This is a genomic window from Ponticaulis sp., assembly GCF_029210165.1.
Classification (GTDB): Bacteria; Pseudomonadota; Alphaproteobacteria; order Caulobacterales; family Hyphomonadaceae; genus Ponticaulis.
Map to the genome: position 1 here is coordinate 175271 of NZ_JARGNT010000002.1, position 22796 is coordinate 198066.

Annotated in this window: 20 protein-coding genes and 1 tRNA gene; 18 read left to right on the plus strand and 3 right to left on the minus strand. The window is 53.5% G+C overall.

The window, feature by feature from the left end:
- Nucleotides 1-65: 65 nt before the first annotated feature.
- On the plus strand, nt 66-317 hold the full coding sequence (locus tag P1U45_RS12860; RefSeq protein ID WP_301059426.1) for a succinate dehydrogenase assembly factor 2: 252 nt from the start codon (nt 66-68) through the stop codon (nt 315-317).
- A 33-nt stretch (nt 318-350) separates the two neighbouring features.
- Nucleotides 351-3788, plus strand: a complete 3438-nt coding sequence (gene mfd, locus P1U45_RS12865) for a transcription-repair coupling factor (protein WP_301059427.1) — start codon at nt 351-353, stop codon at nt 3786-3788.
- On the opposite strand, the gene P1U45_RS12870 is transcribed toward mfd, so the two are convergent.
- Nucleotides 3770-5008, minus strand: coding sequence for a hypothetical protein (locus P1U45_RS12870; protein WP_301059428.1), 1239 nt, complete (start codon nt 5006-5008; stop codon nt 3770-3772). The two genes, mfd and P1U45_RS12870, sit on opposite strands and share 19 nt — an antisense overlap.
- A gap of 163 nt (nt 5009-5171) precedes the next feature.
- Here P1U45_RS12870 and P1U45_RS12875 point away from each other — a divergent pair, with 163 nt between their 5' ends.
- The 5 genes from P1U45_RS12875 to P1U45_RS12895 all read left to right on the plus strand — a co-directional run bounded on the left by P1U45_RS12875 (nt 5172) and on the right by P1U45_RS12895 (nt 9487).
- A complete protein-coding gene (locus P1U45_RS12875) occupies nt 5172-6263 on the plus strand; it encodes a CaiB/BaiF CoA-transferase family protein (protein ID WP_301059429.1) in 1092 nt (363 codons plus the stop codon).
- A 1-nt stretch (nt 6264) separates the two neighbouring features.
- On the plus strand, nt 6265-6990 hold the full coding sequence (locus P1U45_RS12880; protein WP_293608007.1) for a histidine phosphatase family protein: 726 nt from the start codon (nt 6265-6267) through the stop codon (nt 6988-6990).
- Nucleotides 6991-7256: 266 nt separating this feature from the next.
- Nucleotides 7257-7961, plus strand: a complete 705-nt coding sequence (locus P1U45_RS12885; protein WP_301059430.1) for a CoA transferase subunit A — start codon at nt 7257-7259, stop codon at nt 7959-7961.
- 3 nt (nt 7962-7964) lie between these two features.
- Nucleotides 7965-8591 carry a 3-oxoacid CoA-transferase subunit B gene (locus tag P1U45_RS12890; RefSeq protein WP_301059431.1) on the plus strand — a complete coding sequence of 209 codons (627 nt, stop codon included), beginning with the start codon at nt 7965-7967 and terminating at the stop codon, nt 8589-8591.
- Nucleotides 8592-8719: 128 nt separating this feature from the next.
- Nucleotides 8720-9487 carry a TetR/AcrR family transcriptional regulator gene (locus P1U45_RS12895; protein WP_301059432.1) on the plus strand — a complete coding sequence of 256 codons (768 nt, stop codon included), beginning with the start codon at nt 8720-8722 and terminating at the stop codon, nt 9485-9487.
- Here the strand turns inward: P1U45_RS12895 and P1U45_RS12900 are convergent.
- A complete protein-coding gene (locus P1U45_RS12900; protein ID WP_301059433.1) occupies nt 9484-10086 on the minus strand; it encodes a TetR/AcrR family transcriptional regulator in 603 nt (200 codons plus the stop codon). The two genes, P1U45_RS12895 and P1U45_RS12900, sit on opposite strands and share 4 nt — an antisense overlap.
- Before the next feature lie 594 nt (nt 10087-10680).
- On the opposite strand from P1U45_RS12900, the gene P1U45_RS12905 reads away from it, so the two are divergent.
- From P1U45_RS12905 to P1U45_RS12925, 5 genes are all read left to right on the plus strand, one after another.
- Complete coding sequence (locus tag P1U45_RS12905; protein WP_301059434.1) at nt 10681-12042, plus strand: hypothetical protein; 1362 nt, start codon at nt 10681-10683, stop codon at nt 12040-12042.
- A 20-nt stretch (nt 12043-12062) separates the two neighbouring features.
- Complete coding sequence (locus tag P1U45_RS12910; protein ID WP_301059435.1) at nt 12063-13757, plus strand: DUF1592 domain-containing protein; 1695 nt, start codon at nt 12063-12065, stop codon at nt 13755-13757.
- Nucleotides 13754-15100, plus strand: a complete 1347-nt coding sequence (locus P1U45_RS12915) for a DUF1552 domain-containing protein (RefSeq protein WP_301059436.1) — start codon at nt 13754-13756, stop codon at nt 15098-15100. The genes P1U45_RS12910 and P1U45_RS12915 overlap by 4 nt, the downstream gene beginning before the upstream one ends.
- 28 nt (nt 15101-15128) lie before the next feature.
- The gene (locus tag P1U45_RS12920) at nt 15129-15635 is read left to right on the plus strand and encodes a cytochrome c (RefSeq protein WP_301059437.1); all 507 of its coding nucleotides are present in this window, start codon (nt 15129-15131) and stop codon (nt 15633-15635) included.
- 93 nt (nt 15636-15728) lie between these two features.
- A complete protein-coding gene (locus P1U45_RS12925) occupies nt 15729-16862 on the plus strand; it encodes a glutathione S-transferase family protein (protein WP_301059438.1) in 1134 nt (377 codons plus the stop codon).
- A gap of 13 nt (nt 16863-16875) precedes the next feature.
- On the opposite strand, the gene P1U45_RS12930 is transcribed toward P1U45_RS12925, so the two are convergent.
- A tRNA-Ser gene (locus P1U45_RS12930) sits at nt 16876-16963 on the minus strand.
- Between the two features lie 319 nt (nt 16964-17282).
- Between P1U45_RS12930 and P1U45_RS12935 the strand changes: the two genes are divergently transcribed.
- The 6 genes from P1U45_RS12935 to P1U45_RS12960 all read left to right on the plus strand — a co-directional run bounded on the left by P1U45_RS12935 (nt 17283) and on the right by P1U45_RS12960 (nt 22790).
- Nucleotides 17283-18335, plus strand: a complete 1053-nt coding sequence (locus tag P1U45_RS12935; protein WP_301059439.1) for a septal ring lytic transglycosylase RlpA family protein — start codon at nt 17283-17285, stop codon at nt 18333-18335.
- A gap of 81 nt (nt 18336-18416) precedes the next feature.
- Nucleotides 18417-19559, plus strand: coding sequence for a D-alanyl-D-alanine carboxypeptidase family protein (locus tag P1U45_RS12940; protein WP_301059440.1), 1143 nt, complete (start codon nt 18417-18419; stop codon nt 19557-19559).
- A 7-nt stretch (nt 19560-19566) separates the two neighbouring features.
- Nucleotides 19567-20202, plus strand: coding sequence for a dTMP kinase (tmk, locus tag P1U45_RS12945; RefSeq protein WP_301059441.1), 636 nt, complete (start codon nt 19567-19569; stop codon nt 20200-20202).
- Nucleotides 20203-20206: 4 nt separating this feature from the next.
- The gene (locus P1U45_RS12950; protein WP_301059442.1) at nt 20207-21172 is read left to right on the plus strand and encodes a hypothetical protein; all 966 of its coding nucleotides are present in this window, start codon (nt 20207-20209) and stop codon (nt 21170-21172) included.
- Nucleotides 21172-21963 carry a TatD family hydrolase gene (locus P1U45_RS12955; protein ID WP_301059443.1) on the plus strand — a complete coding sequence of 264 codons (792 nt, stop codon included), beginning with the start codon at nt 21172-21174 and terminating at the stop codon, nt 21961-21963. The genes P1U45_RS12950 and P1U45_RS12955 overlap by 1 nt, the downstream gene beginning before the upstream one ends.
- Nucleotides 21963-22790: an MBL fold metallo-hydrolase gene (locus P1U45_RS12960; protein WP_301059444.1), complete on the plus strand. Its 828-nt coding sequence runs from the start codon at nt 21963-21965 to the stop codon at nt 22788-22790. Before P1U45_RS12955 ends, P1U45_RS12960 begins: the two co-directional genes overlap by 1 nt.
- The last annotated feature ends 6 nt before the right edge of the window (nt 22791-22796 follow it).

A 22796-nucleotide genomic window follows, 5' to 3' on the forward strand; every position in this document is an offset into this window, starting at 1 on the left:
GATTGATTTGGAATTGAAGCAGACTTGTCCTAAGTGGCAAGGCGAAACTTTATCAGGAGAATATTATGGATGAGCGGCGGAGAAAGCTAACCTTTCGTGCCTGGCGTCGTGGGTTCAAGGAAATGGACCTCCTGATGGGTACGTTTGCTGACAAATACATTGAAGACATGTCAGATGCCGAGCTCGACGAGTTCGAATCTCTTCTTGCTGTTGAGGACTGGGATGTGTTCGGCTGGATTACCGGCACGAAAGAGGTTCCCGCAGTGAATCAGGGGCCGATACTTGAGCGTCTGAAGCAATTTAAGTACGCCGCCTAATCGGATCACTTCTTTCAAAAAATTGAAATTCTCATGACCGCTCTTCAGGAACTGCGCGCCGGCGCAGATGTCGAAACGATTTACTCTGCGCCGTTTGGTGCGGAGCTATTGGAAATCGTGCGTGAAGCGCGCGCGTCCGATCGGACCGTTTTATTCGTAGTGTCTGATGACCGGCGCGCACAGGCCGCGGCGCAAATTGCCGAGTTTTACGATCCTGCGCTCGAAATTCTTCGACTGACCGCGTGGGATAATCTGCCTTATGACCGAGTGAGCCCTACTGCTGCTGTCGCTTCAAGACGCTGCGCTGCATTAGCGGCTCTGGCTCAGGACCCACAACCAAAAGCGCGCCTGGTCATTACGACATCTGCCGCGATTGCTCAGAGGTGCGCCCCGAAAGAGACGCTAAAAGATGCGTCTCTCGCTCTGAAGCCCGGCCAGATTATCGCTCAGGATACATTAGACAGCTTCCTCATTGCCAACGGCTACACGCGCGTTCCAACCGTTCGAGACCGCGGCGAATATGCTCAACGAGGCGGTATCGTTGACATTTTTGCTCCCGGAGAGCCGGAGCCAGTCCGACTCGACTTTTTCGGAGACGCGCTCGAGTCGCTCCGGTGTTTTGATCCTGAAACCCAATTGTCGACGCGCCAGCTGAAAACGGTCGAGTTCTCTCCTGTCAGCGAGATCTTTTTCACCGATGAAGCGCTATCCCGTTTCAGAACCAAATTCATCGAAACATTTGGACCGCCTGCCGGTGACCCAATGTTTGAAGCTGCGAGATCTAAAATCCGTCGTCAGGGTATTGAGAACTGGCTGCCGCTATTTCACGACCATCTGGATACTGTTTTCGACTATCTGCCCGCTGGTGCCATCATTGCGTTTGATCCGAACGCGATTGAATCCGCGAAAGAAAAATTTGCTCAGGCTGAAGACTATTTTCAGGCGCGCGAACATGCCGCCGGAAATAAGGAAGACGCACGCGTTCTCGCGCCGGGTGCGCTGTATATTCCTTGGAAAGAAGCTGAAAAGCATCTGGCGCAGTTTCCTTCTGCGAGATTCTCACCTCGCGATACCGATCCCGGTGCAGGTCACTTAAGCCTCGACGTCCGTGCGGCGCGAGATTTCGGGCCTGAGCGGGCCCAGAATCAAAACGTATTCGATGCTGTCATTTCTCACATTCGGTCGCTGAGAGAGCGTGGAGATGCGGTTTTGCTAGGCGCGTGGTCTGATGGTTCTGCGGATCGCCTTATCAATGTGCTGAATGACCACGGTATGGATTCCATTCAGCGGGCTTATAGCCTTGATGGCGCCCGGTCTGCAGGTCTCGCAATCGCCGAATTGCCACTGGATGCGGGCTTTGAGCTGGAAGGACTAAGCGTCCTCTCGGAACAAGATATTCTAGGAGAGCGGATCAGCAGGCCTCGTAAGCGTCGGAAAGCAGCGAATTTCATTGCCGAGGCTGCATCCCTCACACCTGGCGATCTTGTCGTGCACGTGGAGCATGGTGTCGGCGTCTACAAGGGCCTCGTCACGGTCGAGGTATCTGGTGCGCCCCATGCTTGCCTGGAGCTTCACTATCACGGCGGGGACAAGCTGCTTTTACCCGTCGAGAATATCGAGCTCGTCTCGCGATACGGCTCAGATGGCGGCGAAGGCGTGCTGGACAAGCTGGGCGGAACTGCCTGGCAGAGCCGGAAAGCGCGCGCGAAAAAGCGCATCATGGAAATGGCTGACGGCCTCATCAAGATCGCTGCCGAGCGGGCGATGCGCAAAGGCGTGGTCATCGATGAGGGGCAGGGCGTTTATGAGGAATTCTCCGCTCGCTTCCCATACGAAGAAACAGAAGACCAACTCCGCGCTATTGAAGAATGCCTCGGTGATCTGGCTTCAGGCAAACCGATGGATCGCCTTATCTGCGGCGATGTTGGCTTTGGTAAAACCGAGGTGGCTTTGCGCACCGCATTTGTGGCAGCAATGTCCGGCGTACAGGTGGCGATTATCGCCCCGACGACGCTACTCGCCCGCCAACACTATCAGACATTCAAAGACCGTCTGGCTGGCTGGCCATTAAAGGTCGGGCAGCTATCGCGACTGGTCACGACAAAAGAGGCCAGCCTCACGCGCGAAGGTCTCAAGACTGGTAGCATCGACATTGTCGTCGGTACGCACGCTGTTCTTGCCAAGAATGTCGATTTTCAGAATCTTGGTTTGATCGTCATCGATGAAGAACAACGCTTCGGCGTGAAGCACAAAGAGCGCTTGAAGGAGATGAAATCCGGCGTCCATGTGCTCACGCTTTCGGCGACGCCGATTCCACGTACGCTTCAAATGGCCCTCACAGGTATTCGTGAGCTATCAATCATCGCCACGCCTCCGGTCGATCGTTTGTCTGTCCGTACTTATGTGACTGAATTCGATATGCTGACGATCCGCGAGGCTCTGCTTCGCGAGCGCTATCGAGGTGGTCAGGCGTTTATCGTCGCGCCGAGGGTAAAAGATCTGCCGGAGCTGGAGCGGTTCCTCAAAGAAAATGTTCCAGAAGTGAGCTTTATCACGGCTCATGGCCAGATGGCTGCCGGTGAACTCGACGAGATCATGACTGATTTCTATGATGGAAAGTATGACGTTCTACTCTCTACAACGATCGTAGAAGCCGGTCTTGATATCCCGCGGGCGAACACGCTGATTCTTTACCGGGCCGATATGTTTGGCCTTGCGCAAATGTATCAGTTGCGAGGGCGCGTCGGCCGCTCCAAGCTCCGGGCTTACGCATATTTCACAACACCAAAAGACAAAATGCTCACCGATTCGGCGGAGAAACGTCTCAAGGTGCTCCAGTCGCTCGATAGTCTCGGCGCGGGCTTCATGCTCGCAAGCCATGATCTGGATATGCGTGGTGGAGGTAACCTTCTCGGAGACCAGCAATCCGGGCATATTCGTGAAGTAGGTGTCGAGCTTTATCAGAACATGCTGGAGGACGCGGTCAAAGCGCTTCAACAGGGCGGTGAAGACTTCGAGGACGACTGGTCTCCGCAGATCAATCTCGGTCTCGCGGCACTCATCCCAGAAGACTACGTCGCTGATCTCGGCACGCGTATGAGCCTCTATCGACGTCTGGCTGACGTGGAAAACAATGAAGACCGGGAAGCATTCGCGGCCGAACTAATCGACAGATTTGGTCCGTTGCCAGATGAGACGGTTCAGCTTCTCGATATCGCGTCGATCAAAGCGGCTTGTAAAACGCTGGGGATTGCGAAACTCGATGCAGGACCGAAAGGCGCAGTCTTCGCATTCCGTGACAAGTCGCCGGTGGAGCCCGGCAAGTTAGTGGCTTTGGTCCAAAAGCGGCCGAACCAACTCAAGCTGCGACCAGACTTTAAACTGGTTCTAAGCGCGAGCTGGAATAACGCCACACAAAAAGCGCGAGGCGTTCGACAACTTCTTGGCCAGCTTCAGGCGACGTTGGACTGAGCCCCTCTGCGAGAAGACTCAGGGCGATCCATCAAGCGTTTCATGAAATGCGCAGCCGATTGATTCGGCTGTAGCTCGTTCAAATCGAATCGAAAGCTGAAATACTCTCCGGTTTTCGAAGGCGTCATTTCCAGTACACGACGCGCGCGTTCAAGAGCGCTTTCGGCCTCGACGACAGATGCACCCGGCATCGTAATAACGAAATCCGCCCAATCGGCACGTGTGACAAAGTCCTGCTGCCTTACAACCGAATGAAGTAGCGCAGAGAATGGACTTAGCCCTGTCGCAGAGAGCGCGTCGCCTGAGTCGAGATTGAATGGCTGAACAACGGCGCCGGTGATAGGTTGGGACAGCCGCTGAGCCTGAGCCGCCTGTTCGAGAATGTGAAGTTCTGCGAATTCGCGGCTGAAACAATTAGAGTAAGTGTCGCGAGCTGGCGCGAGACAGTCAGGTGCGTGAACGGGTGCGGAAATGATGCTGTTCTCAACAAAACGCGTCATAGAGGCGGTTGCGGTCGCAAAGTCCGCACCAACGCGAACAAGCGCAGACAGCGCATCGAGACTGTCTGGGAGCACTTCGCCGGTATCGGCAATGCCGATTACGGGCATGGATTTCAGATCCGCGCGACCATGAACGTGATCTAACAGCTCGTACGGATAGAATGCATTCCGAATGTGAACAACAAAAGCAGCTGGGTTGTGTGTTCGTAGCGCTTCGAACGCTGTCCGTTCAGAGAGCACAGCTTCAACGGCATAACCTTTTTCGGTCATGGCCCGCTTGAATTTCAAATAAAGAGCGCTCGGCTCCCCATAGAACAGAATCGTTTTGCCTCTGATCGATGTGAAGCCGTTCGGGTTCACGAAACCGGCACCCATCTTATCGAGCGTATTGCGTCGCAGTTCTGCTTCACGAAGCACCTGCTGCTGGCGCTGGTGGATGCGAAACTGCTGAACAAACGATGTTACAGAAGGAGAAAGTGCGAAACCTTCAGGGCTGTTCACTGATGTTTCGAATGGTGACGCGAGTAGGGCGCAGAACTGGTTATCAGGTGCAACGAACGCCGCTGTGTCCACCTCGGCCGAGAAGCCGTCAATCAGCACGCCTGCCAGAGACGCTGGATCAGCTCCGCGGGCTGCCGCAGCTATTCCGAACCGTGCGAGCTCATCTTTGAGATAATCTCTACGGCTGTCATCTGCGATTAAAGCGATTTGAGTGAACATTCGTGGCACCGTCAGACCTGATTATGTTGTCTTCCTGTTTGACGGTTTAGGGTTAACGGCAGGTTATGCCAGTTGCTCGCCCGCTTGCCGCAAGGGGAGGGGTTTTCATTTGCGCGAAAGCTGCCGAAACTCTCTCTCAGATAACAATGTGAGGGAGAGAAAGATGGCTAATGGGCCTCTCAACGGTTTGAAGATTGTCGAGTTTGCAGGGATTGGGCCCGGCCCGTTCTGCGGGATGCTGCTTTCCGATTTGGGCGCGGACGTGGTGCGCGTTGATCGTCCGGGACCGCCAAGTGGCTCTAAGAATGACGTTACGGGTCGCGGCAGGCGCTCGATTACGCTGGACCTTAAATCCCCTGAGGGTATCGAGACGGCACTTAAACTCGTCGAGAAAGCCGACGCGATCATTGAAGGCTATCGTCCCGGCGTTATGGAGAAGATGGGCCTCGGCCCCGATGTGGCGCTCGCACGAAATGCGAAGCTTGTTTATGGGCGCATGACGGGATGGGGGCAGTTTGGCTCTCTGTCTAAGGCTGCGGGTCATGATCTGAACTATATTGCGCTGACAGGCGCTCTGGGCGCTATGGGGCATGCCGACAGACCGCCTGCGCCACCGCTCAATCTTGTCGGCGACTATGGCGGCGGCGCGCTTTATCTGGCTTTCGGCATTTGTGCAGCTCTGCTTCATGCAGAAAAGACTGGTGAGGGTCAGGTAATTGATGCGGCAATGACCGATGGCGCAGCCTCGCTCAGCGCCATGTTCTACGGGATGAAGGCGTCCGGAATTTGGTCGTCAGACCGTAGCGACAATCTACTTGATGGCGGAGCTCACTTTTACGACACCTATGAATGCTCCTGTGGAGGATATGTGTCTATTGGCTCAATCGAGCCTCAGTTCTATGCGCTACTTCTGGAAAAAGCTGACATTAAGGATGAGCAGTTCGCGAAGCAGATGAGTAAGTCCGACTGGCCTGAACTGAAACAGAAGCTTGCTGCCATCATTAAACAGAAGAAGCGCGATGAGTGGTGCGACATCATGGAAGGCACCGACGTCTGCTTTGCGCCTGTATTGAGTATGGACGAGGCCCCATCGCATCCTCACAATGCGGAACGCGAAACATTCGTTTCTGTTGAAGGTGTTGTGCAGCCTGCACCAGCCCCGCGCTTTTCTAAAACGCCCGGAGCGATCCAGGCGCCGCCGCCGAAGCGCGGGGAACATTCTGAAGAAGTGTTGAAGGAATGGGGTATCAGCTAAGATGACATATCTTGAGGGGACAACAGGGCGGCGGCGCATATATCTGATGCGCCACGGCCATGTTGATTATTTATCCGAAGAAGTCGTGCAATCCAAAAACCCTCGGCTCGCGCGGCTGACCCCTCAAGGACAAGAAGAAGCTAATGCCGCCGGTCAGGCATTGGCGGCAATCCCGTTTGATATATTGATTTGTTCGGGGCTGCGACGAAGTCGGGAAACGGCGACGTTTGTTCAGGACTGGCAAGCCGGTACTCCGCCGGAGCTCGAGGATGATCAGCGGTTCGAGGAGTTGAACAGCGGGACTTTCATAGAGTTTGAGAGCCGCGAACAGCTTGCGGCGACTATGACGTTTCAGTTTGAAAATGCAGATAAACCCGGCGCAACATTTCTGGACGGCGGTGAGAAATTCACTGACGGACGTGAACGTGCAATTGCTGGGCTGTTGGCGCTGATAGATCGTCCCGGCTGGAGCAACGCGCTCATAGTGGGGCACGAGGGTATTAATCGAGTGATCTTGAGCTGGTTTTGTAATGCGGGGCTGAATGCTTCGGTCAGTTTCGAGCAGGACACTGGTTGCATTAATATACTGGATGTCGATCTCGTTCCGGACGGTTCAGGTCACGCGATTGAGCGAAAACTCGTCAAGGCGGTAAATCTCACGCCGCTCAATTACGAAAAGCACGGGATGAACCTTCGAAGCCTGGAAGCTATATTCCATCGGGATTGAATATCTGTTCAGGTACCTTTTCTGCTTCTCTGTTTTATGAACAGATGGCAACAGGAATGTTCTGATAGCGTTCAGATGGGATCGGATAGTTTGAACTCACTGAGCGATAGAGCCGTTTAGCTTTCTCGCTTTTGTGTCCTTCTTGCTAACTGGCCGATGGTTTCCATCGGCCATTCTTTTATTCAACAAGTGTTGAAATTTTTCAGATCCTTGAATACAGATGCGGTTATCGGGGCGAGGAAACCCGCAATGTCGAGGAAAGAATCATGAAGAAAACCTATTCCGACGCAGCCGCTGCTTTAGACGGCCTGCTGTTCGATGGGATGACTATTATGTCCGGCGGATTTGGTCTGTGCGGCATTCCAGAACTTCTTATCGAGGCCATCCGGGAGTCCGGCGTGAAGGACCTGACCATCATTTCCAACAATGCTGGGGTGGACGGATTTGGCCTTGGGCTTCTTCTTGAAAATCGTCAGGTGAAGAAGATGATTTCCTCCTATGTGGGCGAGAACAAAGAGTTTGAGCGCCAGTATCTGAATGGCGAGCTCGAGCTTGAGTTTAATCCTCAAGGCACGCTTGCGGAGCGGTGTCGCGCCGGCGGCGCAGGTATCCCCGGTTTCTATACGAAAACCGGCGTTGGTACTGTGATTGCTGACGGTAAAGAGCACAAAGAATTCAACGGCGAAACCTACATCCTAGAGACTGGCCTTGTATCCGATTTGTCGATCATCAAAGCCTTCAAGGGCGATGCGCAGGGAAATCTCGTCTACAATGCGACGGCGCTGAACTTCAATCATGATATGGCAACAGCCGGTCGTGTGACTATTGCTGAGGTTGAACAGATGGTTCCAGTCGGAGAACTGGATCCGAATGGCATCCACACGCCGGGTATTTTCGTTCAACGCATCATTCAGGGCGCTCATGAGAAGCGAATTGAAAAAGTTACAACACGCAAGCGCGAGGAGGCCTGAGCTATGCCTTGGACAAGAGATCAGATGGCTGAGCGCGCTGCTCAGGAGCTTGAAGATGGTTTCTATGTGAACCTCGGAATTGGTATCCCGACACTCGTATCGAATTACATCCCGGACGGTGTTGATGTGACGCTGCAGTCGGAAAACGGTATGCTTGGCATGGGCCCGTTCCCGTATGAGGGCAAGGAAGACCCGGATCTTATCAACGCCGGTAAGCAGACGATCACGACACTGGATCGTTCGAGCTTCTTTTCGTCATCGACCAGCTTTTCGATGATCCGTGGTGGACACATCAATCTCGCCATTCTGGGCGCGATGGAAGTTGCTGAAAATGGTGATCTGGCGAACTGGATGATCCCCGGGAAGCTCGTGAAAGGCATGGGCGGCGCGATGGATCTCGTTGCTGGCGTCAAGCGTATCGTCGTTGTGATGGATCACACCAACAAAGCGGGCGAAACCAAGCTGCTCACAGCGTGTACTCTGCCTCTCACGGGTCAAGGTGTGGTCGACCGCATCATTACAGACCTGGGTGTTTTTGACGTCGTTGAAGGCGGACTGAAACTTGTTGAGCTCGCGCCTGAAGTCACTGAAGATGAAGTGCGTAGCAAAACGCAAGCGACTCTCGTTTAGGTTACTTGCCTGAATTTAATCTTCTGGCGAATTGATTATTCGTCAGAGAGTTGGGTATAGCAGCTATTATGAGTGCGCCGCATAAAATTAAAAAGCGGGAGCTGTTGGAGCTTGTCTGGAGCAAGCCGATGACAGCTCTTGCATCTGACTTCGGATTATCTCCGAACGGTCTCGCAAAAATATGCGACCGCGTAGATATTGAAAGGCCGCCCAAAGGCTTTTGGGCGAACGGCGTATCTCCCGATATTGAAGTTTTAGTTGGCGCGCTGGATGATCCCGATGAGCTAATTAGCATTGGTGGCCGCGTGAGTTCTTCGCGGCGCTCACGTACGCGTCTACCGTTAGAGCAGCGTAAACGCCAGGTTCTGGAAGAGGCCCGGAAAATCGCGACAACCGAAGGTGTTCACGAAGTTTCGCTGCGGCAGATTGCAAGAAACCTCGGCATCAGTGAGGCACAGGCCCACAACTGCTATTCGACCCGCGAAGACATTCTGGTCGAGCTTGCTTACGAAGAATATCAGGCTTTCGAGCGCGTACGGAAACGGATCATTCCGCGTGGTACGACGCGCATTACCAAGATCGTCATGTCATCTGTGTCATATCTTCGAGAGGCCGCGCGTCGAGGGCCGCTGCTTCAACAGATTTCAGCTGACTCCAAGCTACGCAAAGCAATTGATGAGCGGGCAAAAGCGGAGCGAGGCGAAGCGCTTGCGCGGCATGTGAATGTCATTGTGGCAAATACCAAACTTTCGGAACAGCAGGCCATCATCAAAACCAAAATGATGTCTGCCTTTGTGCGAAAAGCAGGTCATCTTGTGGCGCAGAACCGTATTTCGCTCGAGCAGGCGGAAATCCTTTGCGTGCCGGTCATCACCGATTCCGCTCTCAGCGATTAGCCCGCAGGATAGACGGCGTCGTGATACGTCATGGACTCGATGGCGCGCTTAAAGCTGTCTTCTAGTGTTTCCCTGCATATTTCTGCTTCGATCTGACCGTTCCAGGCGAGTAGGGCCGCCTCATCAGGCAGTGATTTCAGCATGACGATGCTTGAGACGGCTTCGCGCGCTGACACTTTAAAAATACTTTTCGCCGACCGCGCCAATGTATGAAGGCAATTTATACAGGCGGTCTGAAACGCTTCACTCACCCGCCCGCTCAGAAATGAATCGTTCGGCGCCAAGGCGAGAGTGGGCCCGTCTTCGAGCATTGCGTCAAAATAGGCGAGGGCACTTTGCAATAGCGCTTCCTGAGCAGAATGAGAATTCCGAGCCAGCTCGGTTACGCTCTCGATCACTGGTACGTGTAGCTGCAGAACGCCGTTCATGAGATCATGTTGTGTCGGAAAGTGTGAGTAGATCAAAGACCGACTGACGCCTGCAATCTCCGCGACATCAGCCAGAGATATTGGCATTACGCCGCCTTTGAGAAATACCGCGTTCGCAGCCTCAACAATGCGTTGGCTGCTTGATTGTGAATGATCGGGCATTCCGTCCATTACGCGTCTTTCCGATAGATTAGCTACTGAGAGTTTCTACCGTTTTGAACGTTGGAAGACAAACAACTATCGGAAAATAGCTGTGATGGTCTCTGGAGTAGTGAGTATTTCAAACATGAAGTCCATTCCTGGGAGCGCACAACCATTTAATCTGGCCTCTCCGATGCGTTCAGTAATCCGCAATTAGTGCGATTGTCATTGACGAGCAAATGCGTTCAAGTTACTCCTACTGGCGGAGGAAACGTAGAATCGATGACGAACGTGATAAAAACAAACCCGACGCGTCGAGCCTTTCTAAAAAGTTCTCTCGCATTGTCCGCCGGCGGCGCAATGCTTGCGGCTTGTGGAAATCGCGCGACTAGCGGACTGCAATGCGCGACATCTGACACGCTATCGAGAAGCGAAATGCTCTCCCGGGAGGGCAGGGATTACGCTGAGGTTTCTCGAGTAGGCGGCCGAAATTGTCTGAACTGTGAGTTTTACAACGGGCTCGAAGCCGAATGCGGATCGTGTCAGATCGACAATCTTCCAGCGAATCCAGCCGGACACTGCGTGTCCTGGACCGAGAAACAAGCTTAGTTTGGGAGGCAAATTATGAACGGTATGTTCCGAACCCTTATTTGCGGAAGTGTGTCGGCGCTATGCCTCATTGGCGCTGCGGATGCGCAGGAAACACGACAGGCAGAATCCAGAACGCTTGCTGATATCGCAGAACCGGCGCGGCTGGCTGTAAGCGACCCGACGACGATTGGTCTAGCCTTCACATACTTCTGGTACGACGTCCACGAGACGCCCGCCGACTGTCCGGATGGCTGGGCGATGGCGCTCCGGGATGTCGCTATCATGCACCTTCCTGAAGAGCGTCAGGAGTTTTTGCTAAGGCCTGAGAACCGATCAACGTATTACCGGATGGGGTATGCGTTGTCCGCTCAGCGGATGGCAGAACAGGGCGGAGAGTCTATCTGTAACATCCCCACATCCTACGACGATCCTCCAATGCGTGTGGTTCAAAGCGGCACAGCTTACGGGCGGGATCTTGATGGGCTTGTTTCTGACGGAAGCGATGCTCAGACTTGCGGTACTGTAGATTTTACAAGTCCTGACGGAACGCCCGGCGTCGACAATGAACTTTACCGGGTAATGGGCTGCATCGATAGTTTCCGCAGGGACCCTGAGTTTGCCGGCGGCGCGATGGAAGATTACCACATCGGCTCTTATCGGGATGGCGAGACAACCACGGTGATGGAGATCCGTGGCGTTGATGACAGGCGGAACGACGATGAAGTCGAAATTGGTATTTATGCCAGCTTCGAGCCTACGATGTTCGATAGTGAGAAGAATGGTCTTCCGCACGCCAGCATCACGATCACGGATAACAGAATCTGGCATAGCCTTGGTGCCGGGCGCATCGTAGATGGTGAGTTGATCACTAATCCGTTCACGCTCCGGACGCGCCTTGGCTGGTCTGGTCGTCCTGCCGAATATTTGATCTACGACACGATTATTCACCTCACGCTTAATGAAGACGGATCAGCGGAAGGCGATCTCGTGGGCTATTTCGACCTGGAGCATGCCTATTGGAATAACTTCCATGATGCTGCTGGCGCCTTACAGGTCGCAAATGGATACACATGTCCGGCTGTTTGGGCTGCGCTGCAAAAGCACGCAGACGGTCGATACGACGAGGCATCGGGCCGATGTACCGCCATCTCCACTGCCATGCGTATAGAGGCTGTTCCGGCGTTCGTTATCCATCCACCTGAAGATCAGCTCGTCGACTACGTTATCGACACAACGGAATACTACGGCATTCCTGTTGAGCAGATTATGGTGGAAGGGGCCGGTATAAGGGCTCGGGAAGTACGGAGTCTCGGCCAGAGCGATGAAGAAGACATGATGGAAGCGCTAATGGAGGAGCTTGATAGCTCCGACGCCAGCGATTCCGAAACATACTAATAAGACGACAGGGCGAGGAAATGGCCGGAATTAAAAGTATCGCGCTTCCCATCGTCGGACTTGGCGTCATCGCTGCGGCGGTGCTTGCTATACCGGACGCAAGAAGTCTGATTTTGGGCGGGAATAGCTTTGAAGGCGAGATGCCGCCCCCGCAAATGCGTCGCCTTACGGAGGCGCAATACCGAAACACTATTGCTGACGTGTTTTCTGATGAAATCACGGTGGTTGGGCGCTTTGAGCCGGAAATCCGCATAGACGGCCTCGGTGCGATCGGTGCATCGCAGGCTTCGATCAGCGCCAGCGGATACGAACAGTATTACGGTATTGCAGGTTCTATCGCAGACCAGGTGATCTCAGCCGATAACTGGGCGGATTACATGCCGTGCTCTCCTTCCGAATCTGCGGAATTTGATCGGGAATGCGCATCTCAAATTATCGAGCAGTATGGAGAGGCTCTCTTCAGGCGTGATCTTTCATCAGAGGATGTTGAGGTCTGGGCAGATGCGATGCATGCATCAATGGCTCAGGTTGGCTCCTTTGAGAATGCTGCAGGGCTTGTCATTGAAGGCATGCTGTCATCTCCGCAATTCCTTTTCATCATCGACGGGTTAGAAGATGACGGACGCGGCGATGTCAGGCTCACAAATCATTCCATAGCAGCGCGCCTGAGCTATTTTCTGTGGAATTCCGCTCCTGACGAAGAGCTGTTACGAGCGGCACGGGCTGGAGAGCTTCATTCTCGCGAAGGTCTGGAGACTCAGGTCGAGCGCATGATCGCCTCGGAGAATCTTAGACTGGGATCGCGCGCCTTCTACGATGATTTTCTGGACCTTTCCCGATTTTCATCTCTCGAAAAAGACAGGCTGATTTATCCGGCTTTCAATCAGGCGGTTGCTGACGATGCTCATGAACAGCTGATGATGTTTCTGGATCATCATTTGATCGACAATGAAGCACCTTACCCTTCGATCTTCACGGCGAAAGAAACGTTTCTAACCCGTTCTTTGGGGATGATTTACGCCGTTCCCGTTGTCCCGTCGGAAGGATGGGAGCTGGTTCGCTTTCCTGAAGATGACATCCGTGGCGGGCTCCTGTCCCACGCCGGTTTCACGGCACTTCATTCTCATCCTGGCCGGTCTTCCGCGACATTGCGAGGTATCGCCGTTAGACAGTCTTTGCTCTGTCAGACGGTAGCGCCAGCGCCAGCAGCGGTGAATTTTACAGTCGTTCAGGACGTCGATAATCCGGAGTTCAGAACCGCAAGGGCGCGTCTGACCCAGCACCGCACCGATGCGGCCTGCGCAAGTTGTCACCGCTTTATCGATCCGATCGGGCTCTCATTAGAGAATTTTGATGGCGCCGGCATGTACCGCATTCGCGAGCATGGTGAGATGATCGACACCAGTGGCGAAGTTGATGGCATCGCCTACGACGATCTGCCGGCTTTAGAGAACATTCTGGCGAACCATGAGGCTGCAACATCCTGCGTTGTTGAACGCCTTCAATACTATGCCACCGGACGATCGAACACTGAAATAGACAGCTATTGGAATGTCGAACTCATGAGAGGGTTTGAGCGGTCCGATTATAATTTCCGTGAGCTCATGGCGACGATCGCGCGTAGTGAAGAATTTTATGCGGTTTCGCTGCCGGAAGCGGAAGGAGGCGAAGACCTCCAACAAGCAAACATACCTACACAGGAGAGGAATTCATGAGCGGCATTGAACGTAAAAGCCTTTCGCGCAGGTCTCTCCTGCGGGGTATGTTTCAGGGAACGGCGATTGGCGTAGGGCTGCCATGGCTTGAGTGCCTGATTCCGTCCGCTCTGGCTGAAGGCGCAGCGGTCCATCCTTTGCGGTTTGGTACGTGGTTTTGGGGGCTGGGGGTAACGCCGGGCCGCTGGACCCCGACTGTTGGAGAGGATGGTCAGCTTAATCTGTTGCCGGAGTCTGCGCCGCTTGAATCGGTAAAGCATCACCTGAACTTCATGACGGGCTTTGACGCTATTTTGGATGGTCGCCCAAACCATGTCCATTTCAGTGGCACATTCGCTCTACGATCCGGAATTGCGTGTCAGAAGATCGGACAGGTCGAGGGGCCGACTTTTGAAAACGATATCGCAGACCGTATGAGCGCGTCGAAGCGCTTCAAGACAATCGATTTTGCGGCGACGGGTAACCCTCGTGATGCATATAGTTTCCGCTCTGCGCAGGTGCGCAATACTCCTGAAGCAACTCCGCTTCAGCTTTACAACCGGATATTTGGCGGCGGTTTTCAGCGTCCAGGCGAAGGTGAGTTTGAGCCTGACCCGCGAACGCTTAGCCGCTTGAGCGTACTCTCGGTCGTTGGTGAACAAAGGCGTTCATTAGAAGCGCAACTCGGTCGGGAAGACCGCCAGCGACTTGATCAGTATTTTACGTCGGTTCGTGAGGTTGAGCAGCAACTCGAACTGCAAACTCAGGAACCTGTAATTCCTGAAGCTTGCACCATTCCAGAGAGCCCTGCGCAGACAGAAGGCAATTACGATCTTGCCAATGTTCACGCGAACCATGCGGTGATGTCACGGCTGCTCGCACTTGCGCTGGCGTGTGACCAGACGCGCAACTTCAATGCGCTTTTCTCAAATTCAGCGTCGAGCCTCCACAGGAGCGGTGAGGCCAGCAGTCACCACCTGTTTACCCATGAGGAGTTCACTGACTCCGACCTTGGCTATCAGGTAGAGACAAGTCAGTTTGTGATCGAGAATATGAAAGGCTTTGCGACCTTCGTAGAGACACTTGCATCTATCCCTGAAGGTGATGGTACGCTTCTCGATAACACACTTGTTCTTGCGCACTCGGATACCTCATGGGCGAAAATCCATGCAGTTCAAAACATACCAATGATGACTGCGGGTAGCTTTGGCGGTCGTATCAAGACGGGTCAGAATATCGTGGCAAATGGAGACCCGATCACGCGGGTTGGTCTCACGATGCAACAGATCACCGGATTGCCGGTAGAGCGCTATGGGACGCGCTCTATGGAGACCACCAGCTCCGTCACGCAGCTGTACGCTTAGACAGATACTTCCAGACAGGAGAGTCAGTTTGAAATTCGACTTAATCAAGTCAGCGGCCGGAAGAGGTATTCTTCCGGCCTTAGCTTTAGTGCTCGCATCATGTGGGGGAGGCAGTGAACCGCCGCGCGTGCTTTCGGAAGAAGAGCAAGCGATAAAGGATCAGATCGAAGCCCGCCGCGCGAACTTTCATGATCTTGGGGCTGCTTTCAAAGCAGTAGGTGACGAGCTAAGGGCAGGGCGTCCAACAAGCCCGACTTCGATTTTCTCTATTCAAGCCATTCGTAGCTATGCGCCCCAGATGGCGAGCTGGTTTCCCGAGGGTAGCGGACCTGAGGCAGGCTTTGAGACCGACTCTCTAAGTGCCGTTTGGGAGGATGAGGATGCATTCGCGCAATCGCTTCAGGACTTCCAGGCTTCCGTAGCGGACTTTTCTGCCGCCGCTGTTGCTAATGATGGCGACGCTATCAGAGCGCAGTTCAGGGTGGTTGGTGAAAGCTGTGAAAGCTGTCACGAGCGTTTCAGAGCCGAAGAATAGGGCCATCTTAGAAAAGTTTATCTCCTGCGACCTCGCCGACTCATCGCGGCGGGGTTATTCCTTTCAGGCAAAGAGAGCAGGGAGATAACGCACATGACGGATAAAACTTTTGAGGGCGCGCGGTTATTCGGTCTGCCTCACTCTTATTACACGGTCATCGCCCGCTCCTATCTCAGAATGAACCAGTTTGGCGTGTCGGAGGTTAGCTCTCGTCATCCGGATTTCGCCGCGAAAATTTATCCGCAAATCAAACGCGGCATTATTCCCGTGTTGGAACTGCCAGATGGCACAGTCATCCAGGATAGCCTCGACATCATTGAGGCCGGTGAAGCGCTGTCGCCCCGATTCCCGGCGTTACCCGAAGACGCTGCGATGAAGAGCCTCGCTTATCTCTTCTTTTTATATGGCAGTCAGGCACTGCTAAAAGCTGCGATGCATTACCGATGGACGTTCTATCCGGATCAAAAAGAGTTTCTTGACCATGCGTTCGGATTGGATTCTGACGACCTGTCCAGCGCTAAGGTGATGGATAAAATGCGCAGCTATCTGCCTATCCTTGGAGTGACAGAGCAATCAATTCCTCACATCGAAGCATCGTTCATAGCGCTTCTGAAAAAGCTGGATGCCCATTTCAGTATCTACCCGTTTATCCTGGGACAGGCGCCGACACTCGCAGACTATGGAATGCTTGGGCCGCTATTCGCCCACCTTGGGCGTGATCCCGTCCCTGAGGCCATCATGAAGCGAGAAGCGCCCAATGTGTACAGATGGACTGAGCGCATGAATGCTGGCGCCTACGATGTGCCGGAATACGTTCAGGGAGCTCCCGACGTATCTTTGGAGAACATGCCGGAAACCCTCCACGCTTTGATTGAGCTCATCGGACGCGATTACAGCGATGAGGTTTCCGACCGTTTCGACTTTATGCGACAGTGGCTTCTGGAAAATAACCCCGACGATGGCGAGCAGGTGTCTGCCAAGCCATCTCAGCGCGCTATAGGCGTGACCGAGGTTCGATACGGCGACGGTCAGGTTCAGGTCGCTGTTCAACCTTACATACTCTATATTCAGCGCCGCTTGCGGTTATCAGTGAATAGCGCCTCAGAAGCATCCAGGGGCCTGATTACTGATTTACTGAACCGGCATTCGCTGGCGATCCTTTTGGAGCCACAGCTTCCGTGCACAGTAGGCCGGAAAGACAATATCGAAATCTGGGAAAAGGTCTGACCACCGGGAAGGGTGGCGGATGAGGAGGGATTCGAACCCCCGGAACCTCTCGGTTCAACGGTTTTCAAGACCGCCGCAATCGACCACTCTGCCACTCATCCAGTCAGGTGTGCCGAAATGAAATAATTTTTGTCGTTTGGCAAGTGGCGAAAAGAGACAAAAAAAAATTTCATGCGTTTTCGGCTTTACCTTAACACGAAATTCACCTCAGATTCATCGGCGTTCAGGTAACTCGAATAGTTAATTCGGTTCGAAAATGGTGCTTTATCGAGAAAAGCGTAAATAAAACCGCGCTTTTGGGTTAACTCTTTGAGAAATTTCGGTCCGTACGGTCAAAATCGGCCAGGAGAAAAATAAAACCGGCCAGCTCCTTGCAACAGGCGAGGGGTGTTTAAAATCGAGACCAAGGGAAGACCAGATATGTCCCTGACCAAAAAAAACGCCCTTAGCAGGGCTGTAGCCGTCGCATTAATGATGGGCACTGCGCTTACTAGTCAGGCTGGCGCTGCCGATCGCAATTCTGCGCCTATCCGTTACGGACACGACAGCGCGACGCAACGTAGTCAGCCACAAGCTTCAGGACAACAATTCGCATCTGCGCGGCATCACGCGCGCCGATCAGTTCGCTCTGACGTTTTTGCGTACCCAGATGAGCCGCTTCCTGGCTCTCTCCGAACGGAACCGGCGCTCCAGCGTACCGCACAGTTTGATGCTGTGACGCAAGCAGGCCTTCCATATGTCGATCCAGTTGACTATGCGAGCTATGTGAAGGTCGGAAACCCTTACACTATCAACGGCATCACATATGTGCCGGAAGAAAATCCGTTTTACGACAATATCGGCATGGCGTCCTGGTATGGCCCGGGCTTCCACGGGCGCCTGACCGCGAACGGCGAAACGTACGATATGTATGATTTCACCGCAGCGCACCCGACCCTGCCACTACCTAGTTATGTTGAGGTTACGAACACGCAGACGAATGAAACCGTGATCGTTCGTGTGAATGATCGCGGACCGTTTGCACGGGGTCGTGAAATCGATCTGTCTCATGCCGCTGCTGAACGTATCAGCCTGATTGAGCCAGGCAGCGGTGAAGTTCGTGTACGGTATCTCGGCCCGGCGCCTCGCGCAGACCATGCGCCGCCAATCCAGCAACCTGATCCATATGAAACCGAGCTGTTCGATGTGGCCTACCACTCAGAACAAGCTCCGATTATGCCAGCTACAGTTATGGAGACCGTTCCATCACACTATGTGCAGCTGAGCTCGTTTCGTGATCGCTCGAACGCAGAAGCATTCCGCACGGAAGTGTCCCAGCTCAATTCCGACGTGAATGTGGTCTTCGCTACTGTGAATGGTTCACGCTATTATCGCGTTGTTCTCGGCCCTTATGCGACTGAAGATGCGGCTCGCAATAACCAGCAGACAATGGCGCGTCTCGGGCATGAAGGTATTCTGATCGAAAATCCGTGAAGAACGTCCGGCTTTCCTTGATTTAGACACCATTCAACGGCACTCCTTTCAGGGGTGCCGTTTTCATGTGAAAGTAATGGAATGAAACAAATTTTTTCTGTGATTCTATCTCTCTGCGCAGGTATGTGCGTTGCGCTTCCCGCTGCCGCTTTTGAAACTACGGCCGCGCAGGCAATCATCGTCGATCACGAGACTGGCGTAGTTCTGTATTCGCATAATGCTGACGAGCCGATGGTCCCTGCGTCTATGACGAAGATCATGACCGCTTACATGGTGTTTGAACGCTTGGCTGACGGACGCCTGCAGCCGGATGATACCTTCACCGTCAGTGAGCGCGCATGGCGAGAAGGCGGATGGGCGTCTGGTGGCTCGACCATGGGATTGGCGATCGGTGAGGAGGTCAGCGTTATGGACCTCCTTCACGGTATTATCGTGCAGTCTGGTAACGACGCATGTATCGTCGTTGCTGAAGGCATTGCAGGGTCCGAAGAAGCTTTCGCACAACTCATGACAGCCCGAGCTCAGGAACTCGGGCTCGATAGCGCTGAATTCCACAATGCTACTGGCCTCTATTCTGAAGGTCACGAAATCAGTGCCCACGATCTGGCGACGCTAGCTCAGCTCACTATCGAGAATTTCCCGGATTATTACGAAATTTATTCCGTTCCGGCGTTTGAATGGGGAGGCATTCGTCAGCCGAACCGCAATCCCTTGCTTTCGCGCTTCCAGGGTGCGGACGGTATGAAAACCGGCCATCTGTCCGCTTCAGGCTACGGCCTTGTAGGCTCTGCAATTGAGAATGGCGTTCGCCGGAATATTGTCATCAATGGTCTGGAAAGCGAAACGGAGCGCGCGCGTGAAGCAGAGCGGATCATGAGATCGGCCTTTCGCGAGTTCTCCATCGCCACACCGTATTCGGCTGGAGATGCGCTCGCTGACGTGCCTGTCTGGCTGGGTACGGACCCAACTGTGTCTGCAGTGCTCACAGAAGATGTGACAATTGCATTTGCGAGTGCAGAGCGAAACAATCTCAGAGCTGAAGTTGTGTGGAACGAGACAGTGACTGCCCCTGTCGCCGAAGGCGATATTGTCGGCCGACTTGAGGTCTCCAATGGTGACACGCTTATTGGTGAATACCCGGTAGCCGCAGCTACAGGCGTCTCAAGGGCGGGATTGCTCTCTCGGGCAATTGAAGGTTTGTCCCAGAAGATTCTTCCGCAATAGGTGGCGGGTGACAAAGAACCTTTTCATATCGTTTGAAGGCGGTGAAGGCGTGGGCAAGACGACCTTGCTCACGGGCTTGGCTACTCGCTTGGAAGGCCGCGACGCAGACGTTGTCTGCACCCGTGAGCCAGGTGGAACGCCCATCGCAGAAGCATTACGTAATGTTTTGCTTGATCCGACATTCAATGAAGAGGACGCCTCGCCGACTACGGAAGCACTCATTCTGGCTGCGGCACGTCGAAACCATGTGGAGCAAAAAATTGAACCTGCTCTGAAGCATGGAAGCTGGGTTTTGTGTGACCGCTACATCGACTCCACGCGCGCCTATCAGGGTAGCCGGATCAGCGCTTCGGATCTCGAAAAGATAGAAGCGCTCGCGACCGGCGGCTTGCTGCCTGATCTTACAATTCTTCTTGATGCAGACCCGTCTGATTTGCTTGAACGGCGCCAACAACGCGGGCAAAACACCGATCGCTTCGAGCGACGGTCGATTGATTACCACAGAACAGTGCGAAAGCGGTTTCTCGACATCGCGGCGGCTGAACCTCGACGGATCGTTGTGCTAAACGCGCTGCAGACGCCCGATGAACTGATTGACGCTGCAGACGAAATCATCACATCGACCGTGACAAAGGCCGGATAAAGCGATGATGGAAAAGCTTCTCGGACACGATATCGCTGTTTCAGCCTTCCTCGAACGTTTTAACAGCAGTCGGTTTCCTCACGCGTGGCTTTTTGAAGGTCCGGTTGGGGTCGGAAAGGCTCATGCCGCTCATATGTTGGCTTCTGTCGTTCTGGGTGCAGACTATCAACTTGGGGACGGAACGCTGACTGTCGATGACGGGGATGAGATCGCGCATAAGATTTCGACTGGAGCTCACCCCGACTTCCGACAGGTGCAACGAGCACCTGATAATAACGGAAAACTACCTCAAGCCATTTCTGTCGACGTTATCCGAGACATGAACGGTTTTTTCGAGCTGAGAGCGGCTCAGGGAGGCTACAGGGTCGCTATTGTAGACTCTGTGGACGAGCTCAATTCCAATAGCGCCAATGCCTTGTTGAAGACGCTCGAAGAGCCTCCGGAGAAATGTCTTCTTATCCTCATCCATCACGGGTCAGCCAGTTTGTTGCCGACGATCAGGTCTCGGTGCGTGAAGTTGAATTTCAGTCGTTTGAGAGATGCCGGTCTCAGAGCTTGCCTGGACGGAGAGGATATCAACGAAGAGCTGCTTATTCTGTGTGAGGGCTCACCTGGACGCCTACGAGAAATGACGGCTCTTGATGGCGGAGTTGAGTTGCTACGTGACTTGAAAACTGCCTTGGCAGATTGGCCTGGCATCTCAGCTCATCGAATGCCGTCAGTCATGGCAAAGATCAGTAAATCTGAATTGCACCTGGAACTCGCGTCGAGTTTTCTAGCAAAGAAATTCTCGGACATGGCTCAAAGCGAGTCGTCTGGCGATTCCAGATCGTTATATGCGTCCTACTGGTCCAGACTTTACAATGTTCGAACCAAAGCGCGGCGACTAAATCTCGATCTGGCGGAACAATCATCGCAGCTTTTAGGTTTGTTGCGTGACTTGTCTAATGAAATGAGAGCTACGGCCTGATGCTGTTTGATACCCACGTAAACCTGCATGGTGAAGTCTATGACGAAGACCGCGATGACGTCCTGAAGCGCGCACGGGACGCTGGGGTAACGCGGTTTCTTTCAATCTGTGACAAACCCGAAAACATCGACGCCATCGCTGAGATCACACAGCAGAACTTGGACATGTGGCGTTCTGTCGGCTGCCATCCGCACTATGCGAAAGATCACCAATGGCTTACGTCAGATTGGCTCGTAGAGCGCGCGGTGGATCCGAAAGTCGTCGCGATCGGAGAAGCGGGTATGGATCAGCATTACGGATATAGCGACGTCGATGATCAGAAGAAGGTCTTCAGCGCGCAGATTGAAGCTGCTCAGGAAACCGGGCTGCCGGTTATCGTTCACACGCGCGAGGCGGACGAGGAAACCGGCGATTTGCTGGAACAACACTTCAAGCGAAAGCCATTCGGTATTCTCATGCATTGTTATACCAGTGGCGAGAAACTGGCGCGGCGCGCAATGGGGCTCGGGGCATACTTTTCTGTTTCCGGAATTATGACGTTCAAAAACGCGCATGACGTTCGCCACGTCGCTTCGCTGTTTCCGGAAGACCGGATCATTCTCGAGACCGACTGTCCGTATCTGGCGCCTGTACCAATGCGTGGTCGCCGCAATGAGCCTGCGTATCTGGAACATATCTGTAGATATGTGGGAGACTTCAAAGGATGGAGCTTCGAGGAAACGGCTAAGAGAACATCGCAAAATGCGCTGCGTTTGTTCTCAAGAATATCCGAGAGCGAGGAAGTGGCCTGATGGAGCTAAAATATACGCTCCTCGGTACAGGATCGTCTGGCGGCGTTCCTCGAATTGGGAACGATTGGGGCGTCTGTGATCCGGGTAATCCACGCAACAGACGCTCGCGCTGTAGCGCGCACATAGAAATTAAAAACAGTGTGGGCGAGGTCGTGTCGCTGCTCATCGACACGTCTCCTGAGATGCGCGAGCAGCTTCTTCGAAACGATATTGGAACCGTCGACGCCGTGCTCTACACCCACGCACACGCGGATCAGGCGCATGGCATCGATGACCTTCGCGTGCTCGTATATGAGCAGCGCAAGCGGATGCCAATCTATGCCGATGATTTCACAATGACGGACCTGACCGAACGGTTCAGTTATTGCTTTCGTCAGCCTGAGCAGTCTTCTTATCCGCCAATACTCGACGCAAAGCCGGTGATTGAAGCCTATCGCCCGTTCGTCGTCGAAGAGGGTGTTTTTCCAGTCCACGTCATGCCTGTGGATCAGGAACACGGCTCTATAAGGAGTCTGGGATTCAGGATTGGCAATTTCGCATACTGTAACGACGTGGCGAAACTTCCGGACGCATCACTCGAAAGACTGCACGGCCTGGATGTCATCATTCTAGACGCATTGCGTTACGCCAAGCATCCGTCTCATGCCAATTTGGACCAAGCCATGAAGTGGGTTGAGACATTACAGCCAAAACGCGCCGTTTTGACTAATCTTCATATCGACATGGACTATGAAACGGTGATGACAGAAACGCCCGCCAATGTGGACGTCGGTTATGATGGTTACGCAGGCCTTGTTTCCCATAATATTGATTATGCGTATTTTTAGTTTTGA

Bases quoted from the DNA above. Each gene is read 5' to 3' on its own strand.
- P1U45_RS12900 (WP_301059433.1), bottom strand. From the start codon at position 10,086: ATGGACGGAATGCCCGATCATTCACAATCAAGCAGCCAACGCATTGTT.
- P1U45_RS12960 (WP_301059444.1), top strand. From the start codon at position 21,963: ATGGAGCTAAAATATACGCTCCTCGGTACAGGATCGTCTGGCGGCGTT.
- P1U45_RS12910 (WP_301059435.1), top strand. From the start codon at position 12,063: ATGGCCGGAATTAAAAGTATCGCGCTTCCCATCGTCGGACTTGGCGTC.
- P1U45_RS12905 (WP_301059434.1), top strand. From the start codon at position 10,681: ATGAACGGTATGTTCCGAACCCTTATTTGCGGAAGTGTGTCGGCGCTA.
- P1U45_RS12890 (WP_301059431.1), top strand. From the start codon at position 7,965: ATGCCTTGGACAAGAGATCAGATGGCTGAGCGCGCTGCTCAGGAGCTT.
- P1U45_RS12915 (WP_301059436.1), top strand. From the start codon at position 13,754: ATGAGCGGCATTGAACGTAAAAGCCTTTCGCGCAGGTCTCTCCTGCGG.
- P1U45_RS12870 (WP_301059428.1), bottom strand. From the start codon at position 5,008: ATGTTCACTCAAATCGCTTTAATCGCAGATGACAGCCGTAGAGATTAT.
- P1U45_RS12940 (WP_301059440.1), top strand. From the start codon at position 18,417: ATGAAACAAATTTTTTCTGTGATTCTATCTCTCTGCGCAGGTATGTGC.
- P1U45_RS12895 (WP_301059432.1), top strand. From the start codon at position 8,720: ATGACAGCTCTTGCATCTGACTTCGGATTATCTCCGAACGGTCTCGCA.
- P1U45_RS12860 (WP_301059426.1), top strand. From the start codon at position 66: ATGGATGAGCGGCGGAGAAAGCTAACCTTTCGTGCCTGGCGTCGTGGG.
- P1U45_RS12875 (WP_301059429.1), top strand. From the start codon at position 5,172: ATGGCTAATGGGCCTCTCAACGGTTTGAAGATTGTCGAGTTTGCAGGG.
- mfd (WP_301059427.1), top strand. From the start codon at position 351: ATGACCGCTCTTCAGGAACTGCGCGCCGGCGCAGATGTCGAAACGATT.
- P1U45_RS12950 (WP_301059442.1), top strand. From the start codon at position 20,207: ATGATGGAAAAGCTTCTCGGACACGATATCGCTGTTTCAGCCTTCCTC.
- P1U45_RS12935 (WP_301059439.1), top strand. From the start codon at position 17,283: ATGTCCCTGACCAAAAAAAACGCCCTTAGCAGGGCTGTAGCCGTCGCA.
- P1U45_RS12955 (WP_301059443.1), top strand. From the start codon at position 21,172: ATGCTGTTTGATACCCACGTAAACCTGCATGGTGAAGTCTATGACGAA.
- P1U45_RS12880 (WP_293608007.1), top strand. From the start codon at position 6,265: ATGACATATCTTGAGGGGACAACAGGGCGGCGGCGCATATATCTGATG.
- P1U45_RS12925 (WP_301059438.1), top strand. From the start codon at position 15,729: ATGACGGATAAAACTTTTGAGGGCGCGCGGTTATTCGGTCTGCCTCAC.
- P1U45_RS12885 (WP_301059430.1), top strand. From the start codon at position 7,257: ATGAAGAAAACCTATTCCGACGCAGCCGCTGCTTTAGACGGCCTGCTG.